This is a genomic window from Christiangramia echinicola DSM 19838 (assembly GCF_000423065.1).
Classification (GTDB): Bacteria; Bacteroidota; Bacteroidia; order Flavobacteriales; family Flavobacteriaceae; genus Christiangramia; species Christiangramia echinicola.
The window spans coordinates 510271-527581 of sequence record NZ_AUHG01000011.1; the positions used below are offsets into that span (position 1 = coordinate 510271).

The 17311-nt window shown below is 35.7% G+C and carries 18 protein-coding genes; 8 read left to right on the top strand and 10 right to left on the bottom strand.

Features of this window, described 5'->3' with window-relative positions; all coding sequences use genetic code 11:
• Positions 1-80: 80 nt before the first annotated feature.
• Both G530_RS0107470 and G530_RS0107480 read left to right on the top strand, forming a co-directional pair.
• Positions 81-839 carry a hypothetical protein gene (locus G530_RS0107470; RefSeq protein WP_026933934.1) on the top strand — a complete coding sequence of 253 codons (759 nt, stop codon included), beginning with the start codon at positions 81-83 and terminating at the stop codon, positions 837-839.
• 371 nt (positions 840-1210) lie between these two features.
• Entirely contained in the window at positions 1211-1978 is a 768-nt protein-coding gene (locus G530_RS0107480; RefSeq protein ID WP_026933935.1) for a lipopolysaccharide kinase InaA family protein, read from the top strand.
• A gap of 127 nt (positions 1979-2105) precedes the next feature.
• Here the strand turns inward: G530_RS0107480 and G530_RS0107485 are convergent, their stop codons facing one another.
• From G530_RS0107485 to G530_RS0107500, 4 genes are all read right to left on the bottom strand, one after another.
• A complete protein-coding gene (locus G530_RS0107485; protein WP_026933936.1) occupies positions 2106-3095 on the bottom strand; it encodes a Stealth CR1 domain-containing protein in 990 nt (329 codons plus the stop codon).
• A 195-nt stretch (positions 3096-3290) separates the two neighbouring features.
• Positions 3291-4355 (bottom strand): CDP-glycerol glycerophosphotransferase family protein, encoded by a 1065-nt coding sequence (locus G530_RS0107490; RefSeq protein WP_026933937.1) that lies wholly within the window; start codon positions 4353-4355, stop codon positions 3291-3293.
• On the bottom strand, positions 4352-5419 hold the full coding sequence (locus G530_RS0107495) for a glycosyltransferase family 9 protein (RefSeq protein WP_026933938.1): 1068 nt from the start codon (positions 5417-5419) through the stop codon (positions 4352-4354). Before G530_RS0107495 ends, G530_RS0107490 begins: the two co-directional genes overlap by 4 nt.
• Positions 5420-5428: 9 nt before the next feature.
• On the bottom strand, positions 5429-6244 hold the full coding sequence (locus tag G530_RS0107500) for a 2,3,4,5-tetrahydropyridine-2,6-dicarboxylate N-succinyltransferase (protein WP_026933939.1): 816 nt from the start codon (positions 6242-6244) through the stop codon (positions 5429-5431).
• 86 nt (positions 6245-6330) lie between these two features.
• Here G530_RS0107500 and ruvX point away from each other — a divergent pair, with 86 nt between their 5' ends.
• From ruvX to G530_RS0107520, 4 genes are read left to right on the top strand one after another with little or no spacing between them, the layout of a single operon-like run.
• Positions 6331-6738, top strand: coding sequence for a Holliday junction resolvase RuvX (gene ruvX / locus G530_RS0107505; RefSeq protein WP_026933940.1), 408 nt, complete (start codon positions 6331-6333; stop codon positions 6736-6738).
• A gap of 40 nt (positions 6739-6778) precedes the next feature.
• A complete protein-coding gene (locus G530_RS0107510) occupies positions 6779-7138 on the top strand; it encodes a four helix bundle protein (protein ID WP_026933941.1) in 360 nt (119 codons plus the stop codon).
• Positions 7139-7168: 30 nt separating this feature from the next.
• A complete protein-coding gene (def, locus tag G530_RS0107515; protein WP_026933942.1) occupies positions 7169-7759 on the top strand; it encodes a peptide deformylase in 591 nt (196 codons plus the stop codon).
• A gap of 57 nt (positions 7760-7816) precedes the next feature.
• Positions 7817-8254 carry a DUF5606 family protein gene (locus G530_RS0107520; protein ID WP_026933943.1) on the top strand — a complete coding sequence of 146 codons (438 nt, stop codon included), beginning with the start codon at positions 7817-7819 and terminating at the stop codon, positions 8252-8254.
• Positions 8255-8668: 414 nt separating this feature from the next.
• Here G530_RS0107520 and G530_RS17920 read toward each other — a convergent pair whose 3' ends face one another.
• From G530_RS17920 to smpB, 3 genes are read right to left on the bottom strand one after another with little or no spacing between them, the layout of a single operon-like run.
• On the bottom strand, positions 8669-9184 hold the full coding sequence (locus G530_RS17920; RefSeq protein WP_340139851.1) for a DUF5686 family protein: 516 nt from the start codon (positions 9182-9184) through the stop codon (positions 8669-8671).
• Entirely contained in the window at positions 9156-11144 is a 1989-nt protein-coding gene (locus G530_RS16665; protein ID WP_340139848.1) for a DUF5686 and carboxypeptidase regulatory-like domain-containing protein, read from the bottom strand. Before G530_RS16665 ends, G530_RS17920 begins: the two co-directional genes overlap by 29 nt.
• A 43-nt stretch (positions 11145-11187) precedes the next feature.
• Positions 11188-11643, bottom strand: a complete 456-nt coding sequence (gene smpB / locus G530_RS0107530) for an SsrA-binding protein SmpB (RefSeq protein WP_026933944.1) — start codon at positions 11641-11643, stop codon at positions 11188-11190.
• Positions 11644-11757: 114 nt separating this feature from the next.
• Between smpB and G530_RS0107535 the strand changes: the two genes are divergently transcribed.
• A complete protein-coding gene (locus G530_RS0107535) occupies positions 11758-12510 on the top strand; it encodes a DUF6503 family protein (protein ID WP_026933945.1) in 753 nt (250 codons plus the stop codon).
• Between the two features lie 6 nt (positions 12511-12516).
• Here G530_RS0107535 and G530_RS0107540 read toward each other — a convergent pair whose 3' ends face one another.
• Positions 12517-13041 carry a SixA phosphatase family protein gene (locus tag G530_RS0107540; RefSeq protein ID WP_026933946.1) on the bottom strand — a complete coding sequence of 175 codons (525 nt, stop codon included), beginning with the start codon at positions 13039-13041 and terminating at the stop codon, positions 12517-12519.
• A 54-nt stretch (positions 13042-13095) separates the two neighbouring features.
• Positions 13096-14196 (bottom strand): esterase-like activity of phytase family protein, encoded by a 1101-nt coding sequence (locus tag G530_RS0107545; RefSeq protein ID WP_035716003.1) that lies wholly within the window; start codon positions 14194-14196, stop codon positions 13096-13098.
• Between the two features lie 120 nt (positions 14197-14316).
• On the opposite strand from G530_RS0107545, the gene G530_RS0107550 reads away from it, so the two are divergent.
• Entirely contained in the window at positions 14317-14502 is a 186-nt protein-coding gene (locus G530_RS0107550; protein ID WP_026933948.1) for a CsbD family protein, read from the top strand.
• Positions 14503-14568: 66 nt separating this feature from the next.
• Here the strand turns inward: G530_RS0107550 and clpB are convergent, their stop codons facing one another.
• On the bottom strand, positions 14569-17175 hold the full coding sequence (gene clpB / locus G530_RS0107555; RefSeq protein WP_026933949.1) for an ATP-dependent chaperone ClpB: 2607 nt from the start codon (positions 17173-17175) through the stop codon (positions 14569-14571).
• Positions 17176-17311 lie beyond the last annotated feature (136 nt).

Genomic DNA, 17311 nt, shown 5'->3' on the forward strand with positions numbered 1-17311 from the left:
ATTGTTTCCTGTAGATACTTAAAAAATTTTAGGGAGATTATAAAAAGTCTTTTACGATTGAGAATAATAGAAATATCTAAATGAAATATATATTTTCAGAAAAGGGCGAAGAGATCAGGGAAGAGTTAAGCGGCGTTATTAAAAATTTTGAATCTGAAGGGAGGTCTTTTGAACAAGGAGCCAGAAACAGTTTAAGGATATTTGATATTAATAATTATACCGTTAATGTTAAGTCCTTTAAAAGGCCTAACCTAATTAATAAGATTGCCTATAAATATTTTCGTAAATCTAAGGCTGAGAGATCTTTTCTCTATGCTCAAAAATTACTCAGTGCAAATATTGGCACTCCTTATCCCTTGACGTTTGCCGAAGAAAATAGAGGAGTAGTATTTGGAGATAGTTACTACGCATGCCTGCATCAGCATTACGATCTCACCTACCGGGAGCTTGTGAAGGACCCCGATTATCCCGATCATGAAAATATTCTTAGAGCTTTTACAAGGTTTACTTTTGAATTGCATGAGAATAACATTCAATTTTTAGATCATTCTCCTGGAAATACTCTAATAGCTAAAGATTCTGAAAAGTATCGTTTTTATCTGGTAGACCTAAACCGAATGAATTTCGGTGAATTGTCTTTTGAACAAAGAATGCAGAATTTTTCCCGTTTAACTCCAATAAGGGAGATGGTAAAGATTATGGCAGATGAATATGCCTCGCTAATTGAAAGGCCTAAAGCTGAAGTGTTTGAAAGAATGTGGTTTCATACGAACCAATTTCAGGAGAAATTTAAGAGAAAGAAGAAGCTAAAGAAGATATTTAAATTCTGGAAAAAATAGTTTGATCTCTTTTTGATCCTGGTCTTCGAATAGTGAAACATAGTATGTCTAATCCCTAATGAAGGACTTCAATTAAAAATTGTTTTTCCTGAATCAATGCGGAAGAACCACATATAAAATTCTAAGACAGTACAATTTGGGGCTTTAATTTTCTCTCCCTGTATATTGCCGATCCTTAATGGGTTTTCATCTGGTCTTTCTCTTTTTTTAGTTAATGCAATAGTTATATTTGCCAATTACAATAAACCTAAGTTTTTGAAAAGGTAGTTTTAAAACTATCGCATAATAAATTACACTGCGATATTTTAGTGTTAAACGAATTTATTTCACGCAGTCAGGATTCTATAAAATAGCTATAATTTTAAATGTTGATGAAGATATACATTTCAAAATATCATAAAATATCTAAAAAGAATATTGAAGAAATTCTTTTGAATTTCAATTCTTTAGGTCAATCTTTTTTTGCGGGTAGGAAACATAGAAGGAATCATATAAAAGTGGTTGAACAAAAGGGTAGGAAGTTCAATATCAAATCTTTTAAGCAGCCTAATTTCATCAACCGTTATGTTTATGTGTTTTTTAGACAATCTAAAGCGGAACGATCATTTAAATTTGCAGAGGAACTTATTAAAAAGGGAATAGGGACCCCTAAACCAATTGCTTTTGCAGAGGAAACTAATAAGGCTGCACTTACCAAAAGTTTTTATGTTAGTGAACATTTAGATTATGATCTAACTTTTAGGGATTTAGACCTGAAAGAACCAGCGCACGAGGATATTTTGCGTGCATTTAGCCGTTTCACATTTAAACTTCACGAAAATAATATAGAGTTTTTAGACCATAGCCCCGGCAATACTCTTATTCAGATAAATAATGGCGATTACCTCTTTTATCTCGTAGATTTAAATAGAATGAATTTTAAACCGCTTAATTTTAATCAGCGGATGAAAAATTTTGCCCGCCTAAGCCCGGATAGGGAAATTATTGTAATTATGGCTGAAGAGTATGCCCAACTCATCGGTAAATCTGAAAACGAAGTTTTCGAGAAAATGTGGTTTTACGCGAATTCTTTTTTTGTGAATCGTGGTAAGAGCAGAAAGCGAAAACAGAAATTTAAAAACTTGGTCGGTCTTAAATAATTTTAATCGACTTTGAAATTTACTAGCTGTTAGAATCTTCTTCGTAATTCACTTAAGCTAATCTTTCCCAAAGCCTATATATTGTTTGAAGGATGTATATATGTATTTGCTTAATAAACAGAAATAATTAGTTTTCCCTTAATCGTTTTTCTATCCAACCCAGTATATAATCTAATATTCTATCATCTGCCATATCCAGGGTTTGAAATGTGAGGAACAATTTCCTGTAATTTTTCTCAAACCACTTCAACTTTAACCTGGTAGAGGATAAGTTTTTATAAGACCTGAAGTAGGTTAACTGGGAATAATTCCGGTAATGATAAGTCTCATTTTTAATTTCCAGATGCTCAGATAAGGAAGATAAAAGAAACTGATCTTGGTTTCTAAACCTGTGTCGTATATTCTCTCTAAGTAGAGAGTCATTCTCAAAAAAGTTCGTCAGGGTTGATTTTCTTACACTTACGGGAGTATGAAATCGTCTAACATACTTTTCCATACCCGCTAATTTGGCACTATTTTGTTGTAGTTTCTTAAAGCTAATTTTGTCTTTTTTAACGGAAATATCTAAAAAGCTTAATACTTCATGATAGGATTTTCTTAAGGTTTTATTTTCATTAAATTCCTGCCATTCCCCTCTTATAATTGGTTCTCCATTAATAAAAAAATCATCCACCGATACTTCTTTCATGATAAAAGTATCATCGTTAAAAATGATAAAATGCTCAGTTAAATCGGGGATTTTAAATAACATAGATATAATAGAGCACGAGTTGAAGGTTGGGAGATATTCTTCGAACCCTTTAAAAATAACTTTATGATCTACTAATTTTAAGTTCATTCCCTTCTTTTCTGCTAATAATCTTAGAGAATCAAAAGACTCTGGCGATTGATCATCGGTTACCAAAAAAATATTTCTAATAAAGGGTGCGAACTTGATTATAGACCTAATTGCAATCTCAATTTCTCCAATGGAATTGTATCGCTTAAGATGTTTTTTAGAAGAGAAATTTATCTTAGACTCAGAATAAGTATTTATTTTTTCTTGCCAGTTTTTATCGTTTCCATCTACCCATGTTATAACGGCATCAACTGGATAATTTTCTAAACCTTCTTTCATTCAATATAAGTTTAACCCGGGACTAAAGGATTCAATTTCAATAATTCATTAAAAACTCAGAAAAATGTTTAGGTGTTCGATAGCCTAATTATACTTCCCTGAAGAAATTTTAAAAAACCTAAAATTTTATTACAAATTTAAAAGGATAAAATAATTTCTACATTTAAATTGTGATAATTATAAAATTAGCTGAGACTATTTTATTCTAGGTGTTCTTCTAAAGGTTTTAAGAGAATAGAAACCAAGTTTTTTTCTCACCTTTAATTTTCTAACCAGATTTAAGGGTTTAGGTTTAAGGTGGCTTTTATCAGCATGTAGAAATTGGATGGAAGCATCAATAAGCCGTTCACTTGATTTCCCATCTTTATAAGGATGCATATTTGCATTGAATTGCTGAATCTCTTCAAGCAAACGAACATCTGGATCCAGAGCATTTTCAAGTGCATTTTCAATTTCATCAACTTCGGTGACGTTAATTAAATGCGGCCCGGGTTGTGTATTTCTAAAGGTTACGACCGGTTTATCCTGAAGCAAAAATTCGGTTACTACAGATGTGGAGTCAGCTAATAAAATATCAGACTCCCTGAATAAAGGAATCAAATCTGTGGTATTATAGAAAGTGAGATTTTCTCCCTGAATATCTTTGAATTTCTGGATTCGCTCCTGTGGAATTTTGGGATGCAGAACCACTTTGAAATCCCATTTTCCTGTTTCAGAAATTCGTTGTATTTCTTTAATAACTTCATCGTTATATGCTAAACTCAGTTTTTTGCTAAAAGTTGATGAAATCAAAATACCAGGTTTTTCCCGCGGAATTTCCTCTATTGGAAATAACGGGTCTAGCTTTGGCCAGCCGGTTTCAACAACTTCAAAGTGTTCATGTTCTTTTTGAAGTTTCTTAAAAGGCTTAGTGGTAAAAGGTCCCTGGGTGCTGTATAGATCAAAGAAACCTCGAATTCTAAAATGACCTTTTTTGAAATTACGCTTACTAGGTGCTATCCCGTGAAATACCTGCACTTTTAAGCCGGGAAGGAAATCGGCTATACTATTGGTTATACTTAAGATTATATGAGCATCATAATCAATGGCTTCCTGAATATTGTTTAAAACAACCTTGTCTTTACTGAATTTCTTTTGAGTTTCTGGTTCATCAGCAAACCATTTAACCTGGAAACCGCGGCTTTGAATTTCCTTTTCCAAAGGTTCACCAATTGGAAATGCGTAGGTATAACTGATATATATTAGAAACCGATAATTCATATTTCTAGATTTTTTAAAAACTCATCTAATTTTAATTTTATGAGTTCAGGTTTTAATTTCTGGTATAACTCGGCATTCCTGCGTTTACTTAATCTAGCCGGTAAATTTTCAAAAAGTGTGGGTTCAAAGTCTTCCAGATGTATTGAAGCGTGTTTGACATCATCTTCATAGATGGCCCAATAATTCTTTTTAATTATCGGGGAATGAATAGAAAATGTTCGTTTTTCAAGTGCTTTCATAATATTTGCTGCACCACCTTCATTCCCTAAATAAAGATCGCAGTTTGCAGCATTTAGTATAAAACCTTTTAACGAATTTTCATAGATATTAAGGAAAATCCGCGATTGGGTTTCAGAGTTACAAAGAGCATAAATATTCTTAGCACGAGAAGTTTGGCTGGGTAAATAATTAAAGAGGATTTGGGCGTTTGGTACTTTTTGCACCAGCATGTCCAATAAGGTCGCCATATAATTTTCAGGATAACTTTTTATATCAGAACTACCCATTACGCCGCACATAACTATGGGCTGGTTTAAATTGATGCCCTTATTTTGAAGTTTGTTCCTGTAAACTTCTTTTTCTTCGGAAGAAATATAAATTTTTGGTCTTAAAGCTAAAGGAAAATCTTGATCCAGACCTTTTAAAACCTGCATTCTGTTTTCTATGGCAAGGCCTGCCCGTGAATCTGGATTCTCTTTGTAAATGAACGTTTGGGTATAAAACGGGCGGGTATAATTTTTATGAAAACCAAGTCTTCTAGATGCACCAGAGTAGCTAGCTATAATACCTGAACTTATTTTAGAGTAGATATCAATTATTTCAGAGTAAGACTCACGTCGAATAAAATTTAAAAACTCAATGAATTTTACGGGATTTTTCCCATTCTCGGGCGCGTATTCAATGACCTTATCTATAAAAGGATTATTTTCTATTACTGGCCTGGTATGAGGATAGATTAAATAATGTAATTCAGCTTCCGGATATTTCTTTCGAAGAGCTTCAAAGAGGATTGAGGATGTAAGTACATCCCCAATCATTTTCATTTGTATTACAAGTATTTTCAATTCTTAGTTCTAAACAGCTACGCTATATTCACGCAGAGCATCATTTAAAGATGTCTTCTTATTAGTGCTCTCTTTACGTTTACCTATTATCAATGCACAAGGTACCTGGAATTCTCCTGCTGGGAATTTCTTGGTATAACTCCCCGGTATCACTACAGATCTTGCCGGTACGTAACCTTTAAATTCTTTCGGTTCATCTCCGGTGACATCGATGATCTTGGTGGACCCAGTAAGCACAACGTTTGCTCCAAGTACAGCTTCTTTTTCAATCCTGATTCCTTCAACTACAATACTTCTTGATCCAAGAAAGGCATTGTCTTCAATTATAACAGGTGCGGCTTGCAATGGTTCTAAAACACCGCCAATTCCAACCCCGCCACTAAGGTGCACATTTTTACCAATTTGAGCGCAGCTTCCAACGGTAGCCCAGGTATCAACCATAGTACCTTCATCTACATAAGCGCCAATATTTACATAGCTTGGCATCATGATCACGCCGGAAGATATATAGGCTCCATGTCTGGCAACAGCATTGGGTACTACCCTGATTCCTTTTTCTTTATAGCCTTTCTTTAAAGGTATTTTATCGTGATATTCAAAAATTCCTGCTTCCAGAGTTTCCATTTTCTGAATTGGGAAATATAGTACTACCCCTTTCTTTACCCATTCATTTACTTGCCAGCCATTTGCTGTTGGCTCCGCAACACGTAATTCACCTTTATCTAAAAGCTCAATTACTTTTCTAATGGCATCTATAGTTTCTGTGTTTTTAAGAAGGTCTCTATTTTCCCAGGCCTCTTCGATTTTCGATTTAAGCTGATCCATATTCTAATTTTTTTCAAATATAACAGCTATACGGCAATATTTATGGACAAACGAATATAAACCTTACCTTTGCGTAAATTTTTGAAATGCCCAGAATTTTAGCCCTGGATTACGGAACAAAAAGAACGGGAGTAGCCGTTACCGACGAACTGAAGATGATCGCTTCAGGTCTAACTACTGTACTCACTCCAGATCTTATAAAATTTCTTGAAGACTATTTCAAAAACGAAAAAGTGGAACGTGTTTTGGTCGGTGAACCCAAAAGGATGGATGATACTCCATCTCAAAGTGAGGTTCATATCCAGGAATTTTTAAAAGAATTCTCTAAGAAGTTTCCAGAGATGCCTTTGGAGAGGGTAGATGAACGCTTTACCAGCAAAATGGCGGTGCGGAGTATGATAGATGGCGGACTGAAAAAGAAGAAACGTCGTGATAAAGCCCTGGTAGATGAGATTAGCGCAACGATCATCTTGCAGACCTGGCTTTATGATTAATGCTAAATGTTAAAGGTATAAAGTTTAAAGGTTTTCTTTAATGGAAAGAAATTTAAAATTGCGCTCTAATAAATTTGCACATGAATGTGTAAAAATTGCTCTTTCGTTGCCTCAAACATATTTAGGGAACCATATTCGAAACCAGTTGGTGCGATGTACAACTTCTGTAGCCGCTAATTATCGGGCAGCATTACTAGGTCAAACTAAAAAGTCCTTCATTGCGAAATTAAGTATAGTTATAGAGGAGGCAGATGAATGTATTTTCTGGTTAGAGTTTTTAATAGAAGAAAAATTAATGACTTATGAACTTTGTAGTGAAGTGCTAAACGAAGCTAAAGAATTAACAGCCATTTTTGTTTCTTCAAGGAAAACAGCGGAAAAAACAGAAAAGAGAATTTAAACCTTTAATATTAAACGATAAACCTTAGAAATGATATTACCAATTGTAGCATACGGAGATCCGGTTTTAAAAAAGAAAGCCAAAGATATAGATAAGGATTATCCAAAACTGGAGGAATTGATCAACAATATGTGGGATACCATGTATAACGCCTACGGTGTTGGTCTTGCTGCTCCACAAATTGGATTGCCAATTAGGATGTTCATGATAGATCCCGCGCCTTTTGCAGAAGATGAGGAATTAGATGAGGCAGAACAGGCAGCATTAAAAGATATGCGCAAGGTATTTATTAATCCTAAGATCACTGAAGAGACAGGGGAAGAGTGGGCCTTTAGCGAAGGATGCCTTAGTATTCCTGAAGTTCGTGAAGATGTTTTTAGAAAACCAGATATTACTATCGAGTACTACGATGAAAACTGGAAAAAACATACTGATACTTATTCCGGATTAGCCGCAAGGGTGATTCAGCATGAATATGATCATATTGAAGGAATATTGTTCACAGATAAGCTTTCCAGCCTGAAGAAGAGGTTGATAAAAGGCAAACTGGCCAATATTTCGAAAGGGAAAATTGATGTGGAATATAGAATGCGTTTTCCTTTGGCAAAAAAAGCCCGTTAAAGGCTTTGATAATTGATTCTGGGAATTGATATTTGCCAACCTAAATAAAAAAATACTATGGGATTAGATAAAATTCTTGCTATTTCTGGAAAACCTGGATTATATGAGCTTACGGCTCAAACCAGAGGTGGCTTTGTTGCAAAGTCTATGCTTGATGGAAAGAAGATCGCAGTTAATATGCGTCATAATGTGAGTATTTTAAGCGAGATCGCTATTTATACTTATACTGAAGAAATTCCGCTTGGGGAAGTTTTCCAGAAGATCAAGGAAAAAGAAGATGGTGGAGCAGCAATAAGTCACAAATCTTCTAAAAAGGAGATGGAAGCTTACTTTTCTGAAGTACTTCCAGACTATGACGAAGACAGAGTATATGCAAGTGATATGAAAAAGATCTTCCAGTGGTATAATCTTTTAATAGAAAATGGTTTCACCGATTTTTCTAAGGAAGAAGAAAACGTAGAAAAAACTGATGATAAAAAGGACGAAGAGGAATAGATATCTAATTCGTTTTAATATATAGAAAGCCGGAATCGCATGATTCCGGCTTTTTTATGTTCAATATTTTTCAATCGTCACCCTGAATTCATTTCAGGGTCTTTAATTGAGATGCTGAAATCAGTTCAGCTTAACGTTATGAAATTTTGCTGGGATCGTCACCCTGAATTTATTTCAGGGTCTATCAATTTCTCCATTTTATAAATGAGATTCTGAAACAAGTTCAGAATGACGCGGAATTTTTACCTTGAATTTATTTCAAGGTTTTTTTCCACTTAAACACGAGAATATGTTTTCAAATATTGAGATTTCTCGGTCACTTCGATTCTTCGAAATGACCAATCATGAAAACTTTTTATAATGCATCGTCATCTCGACCAAAGGGAGAGATCTCTTTTATTGGGAAGGTTTTTTCTAGAATTTAAGTCCGAAAATAAAAGCTCCATCACGCTGACCATTGATTTCTGAAACTACATAATCCAGTCTTAAAAATCTGTATTTGCCAAATCCAATATTGTCCAGGCCTACAGAATATTCTGTATAAGGATTTCGTTCGGCTGTAGTTAGAAGGTGAGCGCCCAATACAAGATTGAAATTCAATTTATTGATAAAAGGAAGTTTTCCTAAAGCCCAACCCTGGAAGTCATGTTCTGCATGAAATTCAGCATAATTATCATTAGTGCTGAAGTTGTAATAAGGCATAAGGTTAAATTTCCCTACATAACTGCCAAAGCCAATGCGGGTCTGGTTTCCGTTGAAATGACGGTAGTCTACCAAACTTATATCTTCGGCATTAGAAAATATTCCACCATTTATTAGATACTCAAAATTCCCTTTATTGCCTAATTTCAGAATCTGGCCTACTTCAGCCTTAAACTGGTCAAAATTATATTCTTTCTCACTACCTCCAAATCCTTTCTCCCAGCCCAGAGTTAAATAGAGTTAAATTAGGATATTTTGGATTATCGATATTGTACTTTCCGTTGGGATAGCTCATGAACTTCTGTCCAAAAGAAATATCTGCGATGAAATTAATTTTAAAAAGGGAATGTTCCTCAAATGGAATACTTCCAAAATTATCTGGTTCCTGCGGATTGTTAGAAGTGTATGTTCTGTCATCCCAATTAATGATCACATGATCTGTGTTATTGATAAGCGCCTGCCTGTTCTCCCAACTTACCTCATTAAAAAGTCTTAACCCGTTAACTACCTCCTGGCCATAAGCAACTCCTACAAATGATTTTTCATATAATTTCAGATAATTTCGCTCAAAGAAAATCGTCGTGGCATTATTTAGAAGCGGCGAAATTGGTTCCCGGTTATTTATTTGCTCTGCAGAAACTCCTCCTTCTATCCTTAGATAAGGCTTTGAATAGTTATTGAATTTCTTTTCGAACCGGCCATTAATTCTGAATCGCTCGTCACTCAGGCCATAACTAAGGTTAGAATATAGTCTCCAGTAATTCTCCTCATCTTCTCCGGTTCTCTTTGTGTAGTTTATTCCTACGTTGGTATTCCATCCCTGTACAGTATTAAATGTAACTCCTGCGATAGGAGGGCTAATACTGAAAGTTTGATTTTTCCAGGAATTCCTATAGGTGTATCCAAAAAATATATCGGTTAACCCAAATTTGTTTTCTACTGAATCTACAGAGTCTTTATAGGTCTTTGTGCTTCTTATCTCCTGGATACTGTCTTTTCTTACATAGTCTTCAATTTCTTCAGTAGTAAGTGGTACAGGGCGTACTTCCTGCCAGTAAAGTGAATCTTTTTTGTTGGCTTGTTCAGCAAAACTTAATATTTCCCTTCCGAAGCTATTCCTGTTAAAATCAGGTGAAAAATCGAAGTTGCTGTATACGGCTGTAAATCTTCCATTACCGCCAATTCCGAAGATCTTAAAACTAAAATCTACACTTTGCGAGATCTGTATATAAAGATCATTCTCATCAGAATATTTATAATTCTGCCTGAAAACAATTTCTTCTATTGGTGGAACCTGAATGGCAATGCCTGTAGTGGTCAATTCCACACCGTAGATCTGCCAGAGATCTTCAACGATATAAATATATCCCGAAAAAACTCTATCTCCTGTGCGTTTTGGAGTAACCAGGATCTTATTGATCATATTGCCGCGATCATCAAAGAAAGTGCCTTCCAGTTTATAGCGGTAGTAATTAAAAGCGTATTCTGCAATGGGAGAAATAATTTCGCTATTGATCTCCAGCGTATTCTCATAAAATGAAAAATATGCTTCCTGTGCAGAATTAAGGCTGAAACCATTATCGTCTCCACTTACTTTTGATGCGATGATCTTCTCCTTAAAGTCATCTGGTTTTTGATAAGCGATCTTCGAAATCGTTTCACTTAAATAAACAATTCCGCTTCTAGTAGAATCCAGACCGCCTCCAAGGTCACCAACGTCCTGACCTAAAATTTTCTCTGGAGCATTTTTTATTCTCCATAATCCTCTGGAGTAGAAATCTGCAGTGAAAGACTCCAGTTTTTCGGCATTTATTTCTCTTAATTTAATCGCATTCCGAATAATAGCATACGCAGGATCTTCACCTCCTACAACGCTAACTTCATCAAGACTTGTACTTTCAGACTTTAAAGTGATGTTTAATTCAATAGGGAAATTCTCCGCGTCGATCTTTTTCTTCTGCGTCTTATAACCCAGAAATTGATAGACGAGGGTGTAGGTTCCACTTTCCGAAATTTTAAGTTCATAGATACCTTCCTCATTGGTGGTAGTTCCTTTAGAGCCCGTTTCGGTATAAATATTTACATAGGGCAGGGAATTGCCTTTTTCATCGTTTACTACGCCAGTAATTTGCGAATACACCTGCGAAACTGCCAATAGCAGGATTAGACCAAGTAGCTTTCTCAGCATCGGTTAGATTTTGGATTATAAAGAAAACGAAAAGATCTGGAATTTATTTGTATTCCTTTTGTATTCTGTCTAAACGGCGTTTGCTTTCGCGATCTTTGATAGTTTCCCGTTTATCATATAACTTTTTACCCTTGGCGAGGGCAATTTGTAATTTGGCCAGCCCACGGTCATTAATGAATAATCTAAGCGGAATGATGGTTAGGCCCGAGTTGGTCACTTCTTTTTCCAGTTTACGAAGTTCTCTTTTCTGAAGAAGGAGTTTCCGTTCGCTTTTAGGATTGTGATTAAAATGAGTAGCATGTGAGTATTCTTCAACATGCATATTTATTACAAAAAGTTCATGGTTATTAAACTCACAGAAACTTTCGGCGATATTAGCTTTTCCTTCCCGTATGGCTTTGATCTCTGTTCCGGCTAATTTGATACCAGCAGTGTACTTGTCCAGAAACTCATAATTGAACTTCGCCTTACGGTTTTTTATGTTGATAGAATTCTTCATATAGCCACAAAAATACAAGGTTTATGATAATTTCTTCCTAAAGCAATTTTAAATTTACCCAGTGGGGGTTGCTAATCAATTATTTTTATTTTTGCGGCATTCAAATTATTATCTATGAAATATGTTTCCTTATTACTATTTGTAGTTCTTTTTGCGTCTTGCGGAGAGGATAATAAGAAGCTTACCGCAAATGAGATCGTAAATAATGCTATAAAAAATGCCGGGGGGGAAAGATATGAGAATGCCGAGATAGATTTCGTTTTCAGGAACATACGGTACAAGAGTAAAAGAGAAGGAGGGAAGTACAATTATCAACGTAGAATGACCGATTCTGCCGGAAATAATATTCAGGACGTTTTAGATAATGAAGGTTTCCAGAGATTTGTAAATGATAGTCTTAGGGAAATCCCGGATTCACTTAAAGTCGCTTATGGGAATTCAGTAAATTCTGTGCATTACTTTGTTCAACTGCCTTATGGATTAAATGCGGACGCAGCTAATAAGGAGCTGTTAGGTAAAGATAGTATTGCAGGAAGGGAATATTATGAGGTTAAGGTTACCTTTTCTGAAGATGGTGGTGGAACAGATCACGAAGATGAATATCTATACTGGATTGAAACTGAGAATTTTGAGGTAGATTATCTGGCTTATAACTTTATAGAAAACGAGGGAGGGGTTAGGTTTAGAAAAGCCTTTAATCACAGGATTATTGAAGGAATTCGCTTTGTAGATTACGAAAATTACAAATATGAAGACATTTCAATTCCTCTTGAAAAACTAGATAGTTTATACGAAAAACGTGAACTGGATCTTTTATCGGTGATAGAAACCAAAGATGTAAAAGTAAAGCTGAATCAGGATAATTAAGCAGGTTTAATTAATATAAATTACCTGGCTTAAGGTTGTGCCGTCTTCCATAATCTGTACAATAAGCAGAGCGCCGTTCTCAGAATCATCCAGATCTTCATATTTCTTTTCGCCTAGAATAGCATTAGCAAATTGAGGAGTAGTATTACTGTGACCTACAACCAGAACAGTTTTGCCTTTGGTAGCTTTTTCAAAATTCTCATCGAATAATTTACTGGCATCATATTTTATAATATTCAGTTTATTCAGGTCTGCCAATGGTTTTGCAGTCTGCATCGTGCGATTATAATCTGTACTATAAACTGCATCCAAATCTATATTTTTTAATACTTCAGCCCATTTTTTCGCTCTTTCTAAACCTTCTTTTTTAAGGTTAGGATTCCGGTTTGAAGAGTCACTACGGTCCTTTTCGGCATGACGAATTAAATAATAGGTAGATACAGGTTCCTGTTCGATTTCCGCCTTTTTTTCTTCCGAAGGATTCGTTACTCCTAAAATTAATGAAAAGAAAATAGTGATAAAATTAGCCATGATGTTAGCTTTTAGTTTAAAGGTATGACGTGTTGCGTATTAATTTGTTACAGATTACAAATTCTTAAAATTGATCTCCATCAATATAATTTGATTGATCTGTTCTGCGAAACTATTGAAGTTGTTGTCTGAAACCAGTATTAAAGACTGTTTACCATTTTCCAGTTTTGGTCCCAGGCACATGCCTTCAATATTATCAATGATCTCGTTAGTTAGTTGTTTTTTTACAGACTTGAAATTGAACAAAAGTTTCTTGTCTGCAATTTTATAATCCTGTCCTTTTAGCTCATCTAATTCTAGGGTGTTAGTTGCCTGGGAAGCATCTACTTCAAAGATTTTAACTGTGTTGCCGTGTGATCCATATCCCGCGGAGTACGATCTTTCGAGAATGAGAAACTTGTCTTGAGCATAGGCCAGTATTTCAGTAGCACCATTCACGGCAAAATAATTAATGGGGAGTTTGGCGATCCCATCTAATTTATAGGCGAATTGCTTCAAGGGTAATCCTGTTAGTTTGTCGAATTTCGTGATTCGTATATGTGCTCTCGATGGAAAGATCTTAGGTTTAGATCCGTCTTTTTCCAGTGGTGATTCCATAGCGACCCAGTAAGCTTTTTTATCTGAACTTTCAGTGATTCCTTCAAAAACTCCGTTATTTCTTGGTTTTTGCTCATCCTTCGCTTTAAAGTATTCTGGGATCGAAAAAGAATTGTAAGTCTCGCCAAGAATGGAAATCGAATAGATGCCGGGATCTTTTCCATCATCTATCAAACCTTCGCTTGTTACAATAAAATCACCTTTCTGCCGGTTATATCGTATTGCTTCAAGATCTAAAACCTTATCCTTAAATTCATTTGATTTCTTTACGGTAATAAGTTGTTCTATTTCAAAATTCTGGATCTTATTTTCATCTAAATCAATATTGGCGATATAGATTCTTGGATTAGAAGACTGGTCGCTTACAAGGTAATATTTACCGTTTTGATAATCTATTCCTGAAAGTCCGCCAACTATGGTATTCTCTATTTCAATATCAGAAGGGAGAACATATTCATCCAGAAACCGGATCTCAATATTATCATTTTCAATTTTTCTGGTTACTGCGCAGCTGGCCAGTACCAGGGACAAAAGGATTAAAGAGATTGTTTTTTTCATGGAAGCTTAGTTGGCTTTCAAAAATAACAAATGTTTAAGACAAAAATGTGAGTTTTTTAGGAGGTCTAAGCGTGACGATTGGATACCTTTATTTTATTAACACCTAAAACCAATAATGTTATGAATGAAGATCAAATTGAAGGAAAGTGGAAACAAATTCGTGGTGAGTTCAAACAAAAATATGGAACTCTTACCGATGATGATGTAACCTATTCTGAAGGGAAGTTCGATGAAATGCTTGGTCGCATGCAGGAGAAGACCGGAAGGTCTAAAGAAGATTTGAAAAGAGAAATCGATAAATGGTAATGTCGATTAATGAATGAAAAAGGCGGTAGAGTGATCTACCGCCTTTTTTATTTCACCTAATATTTATTATTCATTCTGAGCCAGCTGCTCCTGATTTCTGAAAACCAGTTCTTCATTAAATTCATCTAGAAGGATTATACTTTCTGTTTGAATCTTACCGGCCAGAATCTCTTTAGATAATTTATTTAACACTTCTCTCTGAACAACTCTTTTCACTGGGCGGGCTCCAAATTGAGGATCAAAACCTTTTACTGAGAGAAATTCAATTGCCTCTTCTGTCGCATCAAGGACAATATGTTGCTGAGCCAGCATTTTCTTTACATACTTGAGCTGAAGTCCAACAATCTTTTTGATGTCTTTTTGAGTTAACGGACTAAACATCACGATATCATCAATTCTATTGAGAAATTCTGGGCGAACACTTTGTTTTAGTAATCCTAAAACTTCGGTTTTTGCTGCTTCCATCGCAGAATCTAAATCCTTGATGTTTTCAAATTTCTCCTGAATAATATGACTTCCCATGTTAGAGGTCATGATGATAATGGTGTTTTTAAAGTCGGCTACCCGACCTTTGTTATCCGTTAATCTTCCTTCATCGAGTACCTGTAACAAAATATTGAAAGTATCAGGATGTGCTTTCTCTATTTCATCAAGTAGAATTACAGAATATGGTTTTCTACGAACCGCTTCGGTCAATTGTCCTCCTTCATCATATCCAACATATCCCGGGGGCGCTCCAACTAATCTACTTACAGAATGTCTTTCCTGATATTCGCTCATATCTATTCTGGTCATAGCTGCTTCATCATCAAACAGGTACTCAGCAAGGGCTTTCGCTAATTCGGTCTTACCAACTCCAGTGGTACCTAGAAAAAGAAATGAACCTATTGGTCTTTTTTGATCCTGAAGTCCTGCCCGGCTTCTTCTTACTGCGTCACTAACGGCAATAATTGCTTCATCCTGGCCTACAACCCTTTTATGAAGATCTTCTTCCAGGCTTAAAAGTTTTTCACGCTCACTTTGAAGCATTTTGTTTACAGGAATTCCTGTCCATTTTGCTACCACCTCGGCAATATCTTCATTGGTAACTTCCTCCTGGATCAGGGACTTTTCATTCTGGTTTTCGGCTACTTCAGCTTGAAGTTTCTCTAATTTTTCCTGCGCTTCTTTTATTTTACCGTATCTAATTTCAGCAACTTTTCCGTAGTCACCTTCACGTTCGGCTTTCTCGGCTTCCAGTTTATATTCTTCAATTTCAGATTTAGCGGTTTGTATATTGTCTACAATTTCCTTTTCACTCATCCATCTTGCATGAAGATCATTGCGTTCTTCTTTAAGATTAGCCAGATCTGCACGAAGTGATTTCAGTTTAGATTCATCATTTTCGCGTTTTATAGCCTCTATCTCAATCTCCAGCTGCATGATCTTTCTGTCCAGGACATCAAGTTCTTCTGGCTTGGAATTGATCTCCATCCTAAGTTTGGACGCAGCTTCATCCATTAAATCTATTGCTTTATCTGGAAGGAACCTATTGGTGATATATCGCTGAGATAATTCTACGGCTGCAATAATAGCTTCATCCTTGATTCTTACTTTATGGTGGGTCTCGTACTTTTCTTTAATTCCACGAAGAATCGAAATAGCGCTTTCGGTATCGGGTTCATCTACATTTACTTTCTGAAAACGACGTTCCAGGGCCTTATCTTTCTCAAAATACTTCTGATATTCATCCAGAGTTGTTGCTCCAATGGCTCTTAGTTCTCCACGAGCAAGTGCAGGTTTTAGAATGTTTGCGGCGTCCATTGCACCCTGGCCACCACCGGCACCAACAAGTGTGTGGATCTCATCTATGAACAGAACGATGTTTCCATCGCTGGAAGTAACTTCTTTAATTACAGCTTTTAATCTTTCTTCGAATTCCCCTTTATATTTAGCACCTGCGATCAGGGCTCCCATATCCAGGGAGTAAATTCTTTTATCCTTAAGGTTTTCGGGAATATCTCCGTCTACAATTCTATGTGCCAGACCTTCTGCAATTGCGGTTTTACCTGTTCCAGGTTCCCCAACGAGCATCGGATTATTCTTGGTACGACGGGATAAAATTTGTAGAATTCTTCTAATCTCTTCATCACGGCCAATGACAGGATCCAGTTTTCCTTCTTCAGCGAGCTGATTAAGGTTGCGTGCATATTTGTCCAGGGAATTATAAGTTTCTTCTGCGCTCTGAGAAGTAACCTTATCTCCCTGTCTTAATTCTGAAATAGCTGCTTTTAAACCTTTTTCTGTAGCTCCCTGGTCTTTTAAGATCTGGCCAACTTTGCTGGAAGATTTAAAGATCGCCAGGATTAGATGCTCAATAGATACATATTCATCTTCCATTTTTTTAGCAATGGAAGAAGCCTCGTTAACTGTTTTACTGGCTTCACGAGAAAGCATAATGTCTCCACCGCTCACTTTAGGGAAGCTTTCCAGACTCTTGTCTAGAATCTGTATAAAAAGGTTTACGTTAATGTTCAGTTTTTTCAGCAAGAAAGGAGTAACATTTTCATCTACCATAGATATGGCTTTAAAGATGTGTTCGTTCTCTATTTGCTGATGGCCCATCTCCTGAGCAAGCTGTTGAGCTTGCTGGATAGCCTCTTGTGATTTTATGGTAAAATTATTAAAGTTCATTTATATTGTTTTTTGAAAATCATAAGTCAATAGATGTACCATATAGAATAAATGTCAAAATGACGTGAATAATTGAAAAATTAAAGACAAAAAGGCAGTTTATTTGAAATGTATTAAAAAAATCCTCTTTATTTTC

Coding starts and splice junctions, on each gene's coding strand:
- G530_RS16665 (WP_340139848.1), bottom strand. CDS start 11,144: ATGCTGAGAAAGCTACTTGGTCTAATCCTGCTATTGGCAGTTTCGCAG.
- clpB (WP_026933949.1), bottom strand. CDS start 17,175: ATGAACTTTAATAATTTTACCATAAAATCACAAGAGGCTATCCAGCAA.
- G530_RS0107490 (WP_026933937.1), bottom strand. CDS start 4,355: ATGAATTATCGGTTTCTAATATATATCAGTTATACCTACGCATTTCCA.
- ruvX (WP_026933940.1), top strand. CDS start 6,331: ATGCCCAGAATTTTAGCCCTGGATTACGGAACAAAAAGAACGGGAGTA.
- G530_RS0107500 (WP_026933939.1), bottom strand. CDS start 6,244: ATGGATCAGCTTAAATCGAAAATCGAAGAGGCCTGGGAAAATAGAGAC.
- G530_RS0107540 (WP_026933946.1), bottom strand. CDS start 13,041: ATGGCTAATTTTATCACTATTTTCTTTTCATTAATTTTAGGAGTAACG.
- G530_RS0107520 (WP_026933943.1), top strand. CDS start 7,817: ATGGGATTAGATAAAATTCTTGCTATTTCTGGAAAACCTGGATTATAT.
- G530_RS0107470 (WP_026933934.1), top strand. CDS start 81: ATGAAATATATATTTTCAGAAAAGGGCGAAGAGATCAGGGAAGAGTTA.
- smpB (WP_026933944.1), bottom strand. CDS start 11,643: ATGAAGAATTCTATCAACATAAAAAACCGTAAGGCGAAGTTCAATTAT.
- G530_RS0107480 (WP_026933935.1), top strand. CDS start 1,211: ATGAAGATATACATTTCAAAATATCATAAAATATCTAAAAAGAATATT.
- G530_RS0107510 (WP_026933941.1), top strand. CDS start 6,779: ATGGAAAGAAATTTAAAATTGCGCTCTAATAAATTTGCACATGAATGT.
- G530_RS0107545 (WP_035716003.1), bottom strand. CDS start 14,196: ATGAAAAAAACAATCTCTTTAATCCTTTTGTCCCTGGTACTGGCCAGC.
- G530_RS0107550 (WP_026933948.1), top strand. CDS start 14,317: ATGAATGAAGATCAAATTGAAGGAAAGTGGAAACAAATTCGTGGTGAG.
- def (WP_026933942.1), top strand. CDS start 7,169: ATGATATTACCAATTGTAGCATACGGAGATCCGGTTTTAAAAAAGAAA.
- G530_RS0107535 (WP_026933945.1), top strand. CDS start 11,758: ATGAAATATGTTTCCTTATTACTATTTGTAGTTCTTTTTGCGTCTTGC.
- G530_RS0107485 (WP_026933936.1), bottom strand. CDS start 3,095: ATGAAAGAAGGTTTAGAAAATTATCCAGTTGATGCCGTTATAACATGG.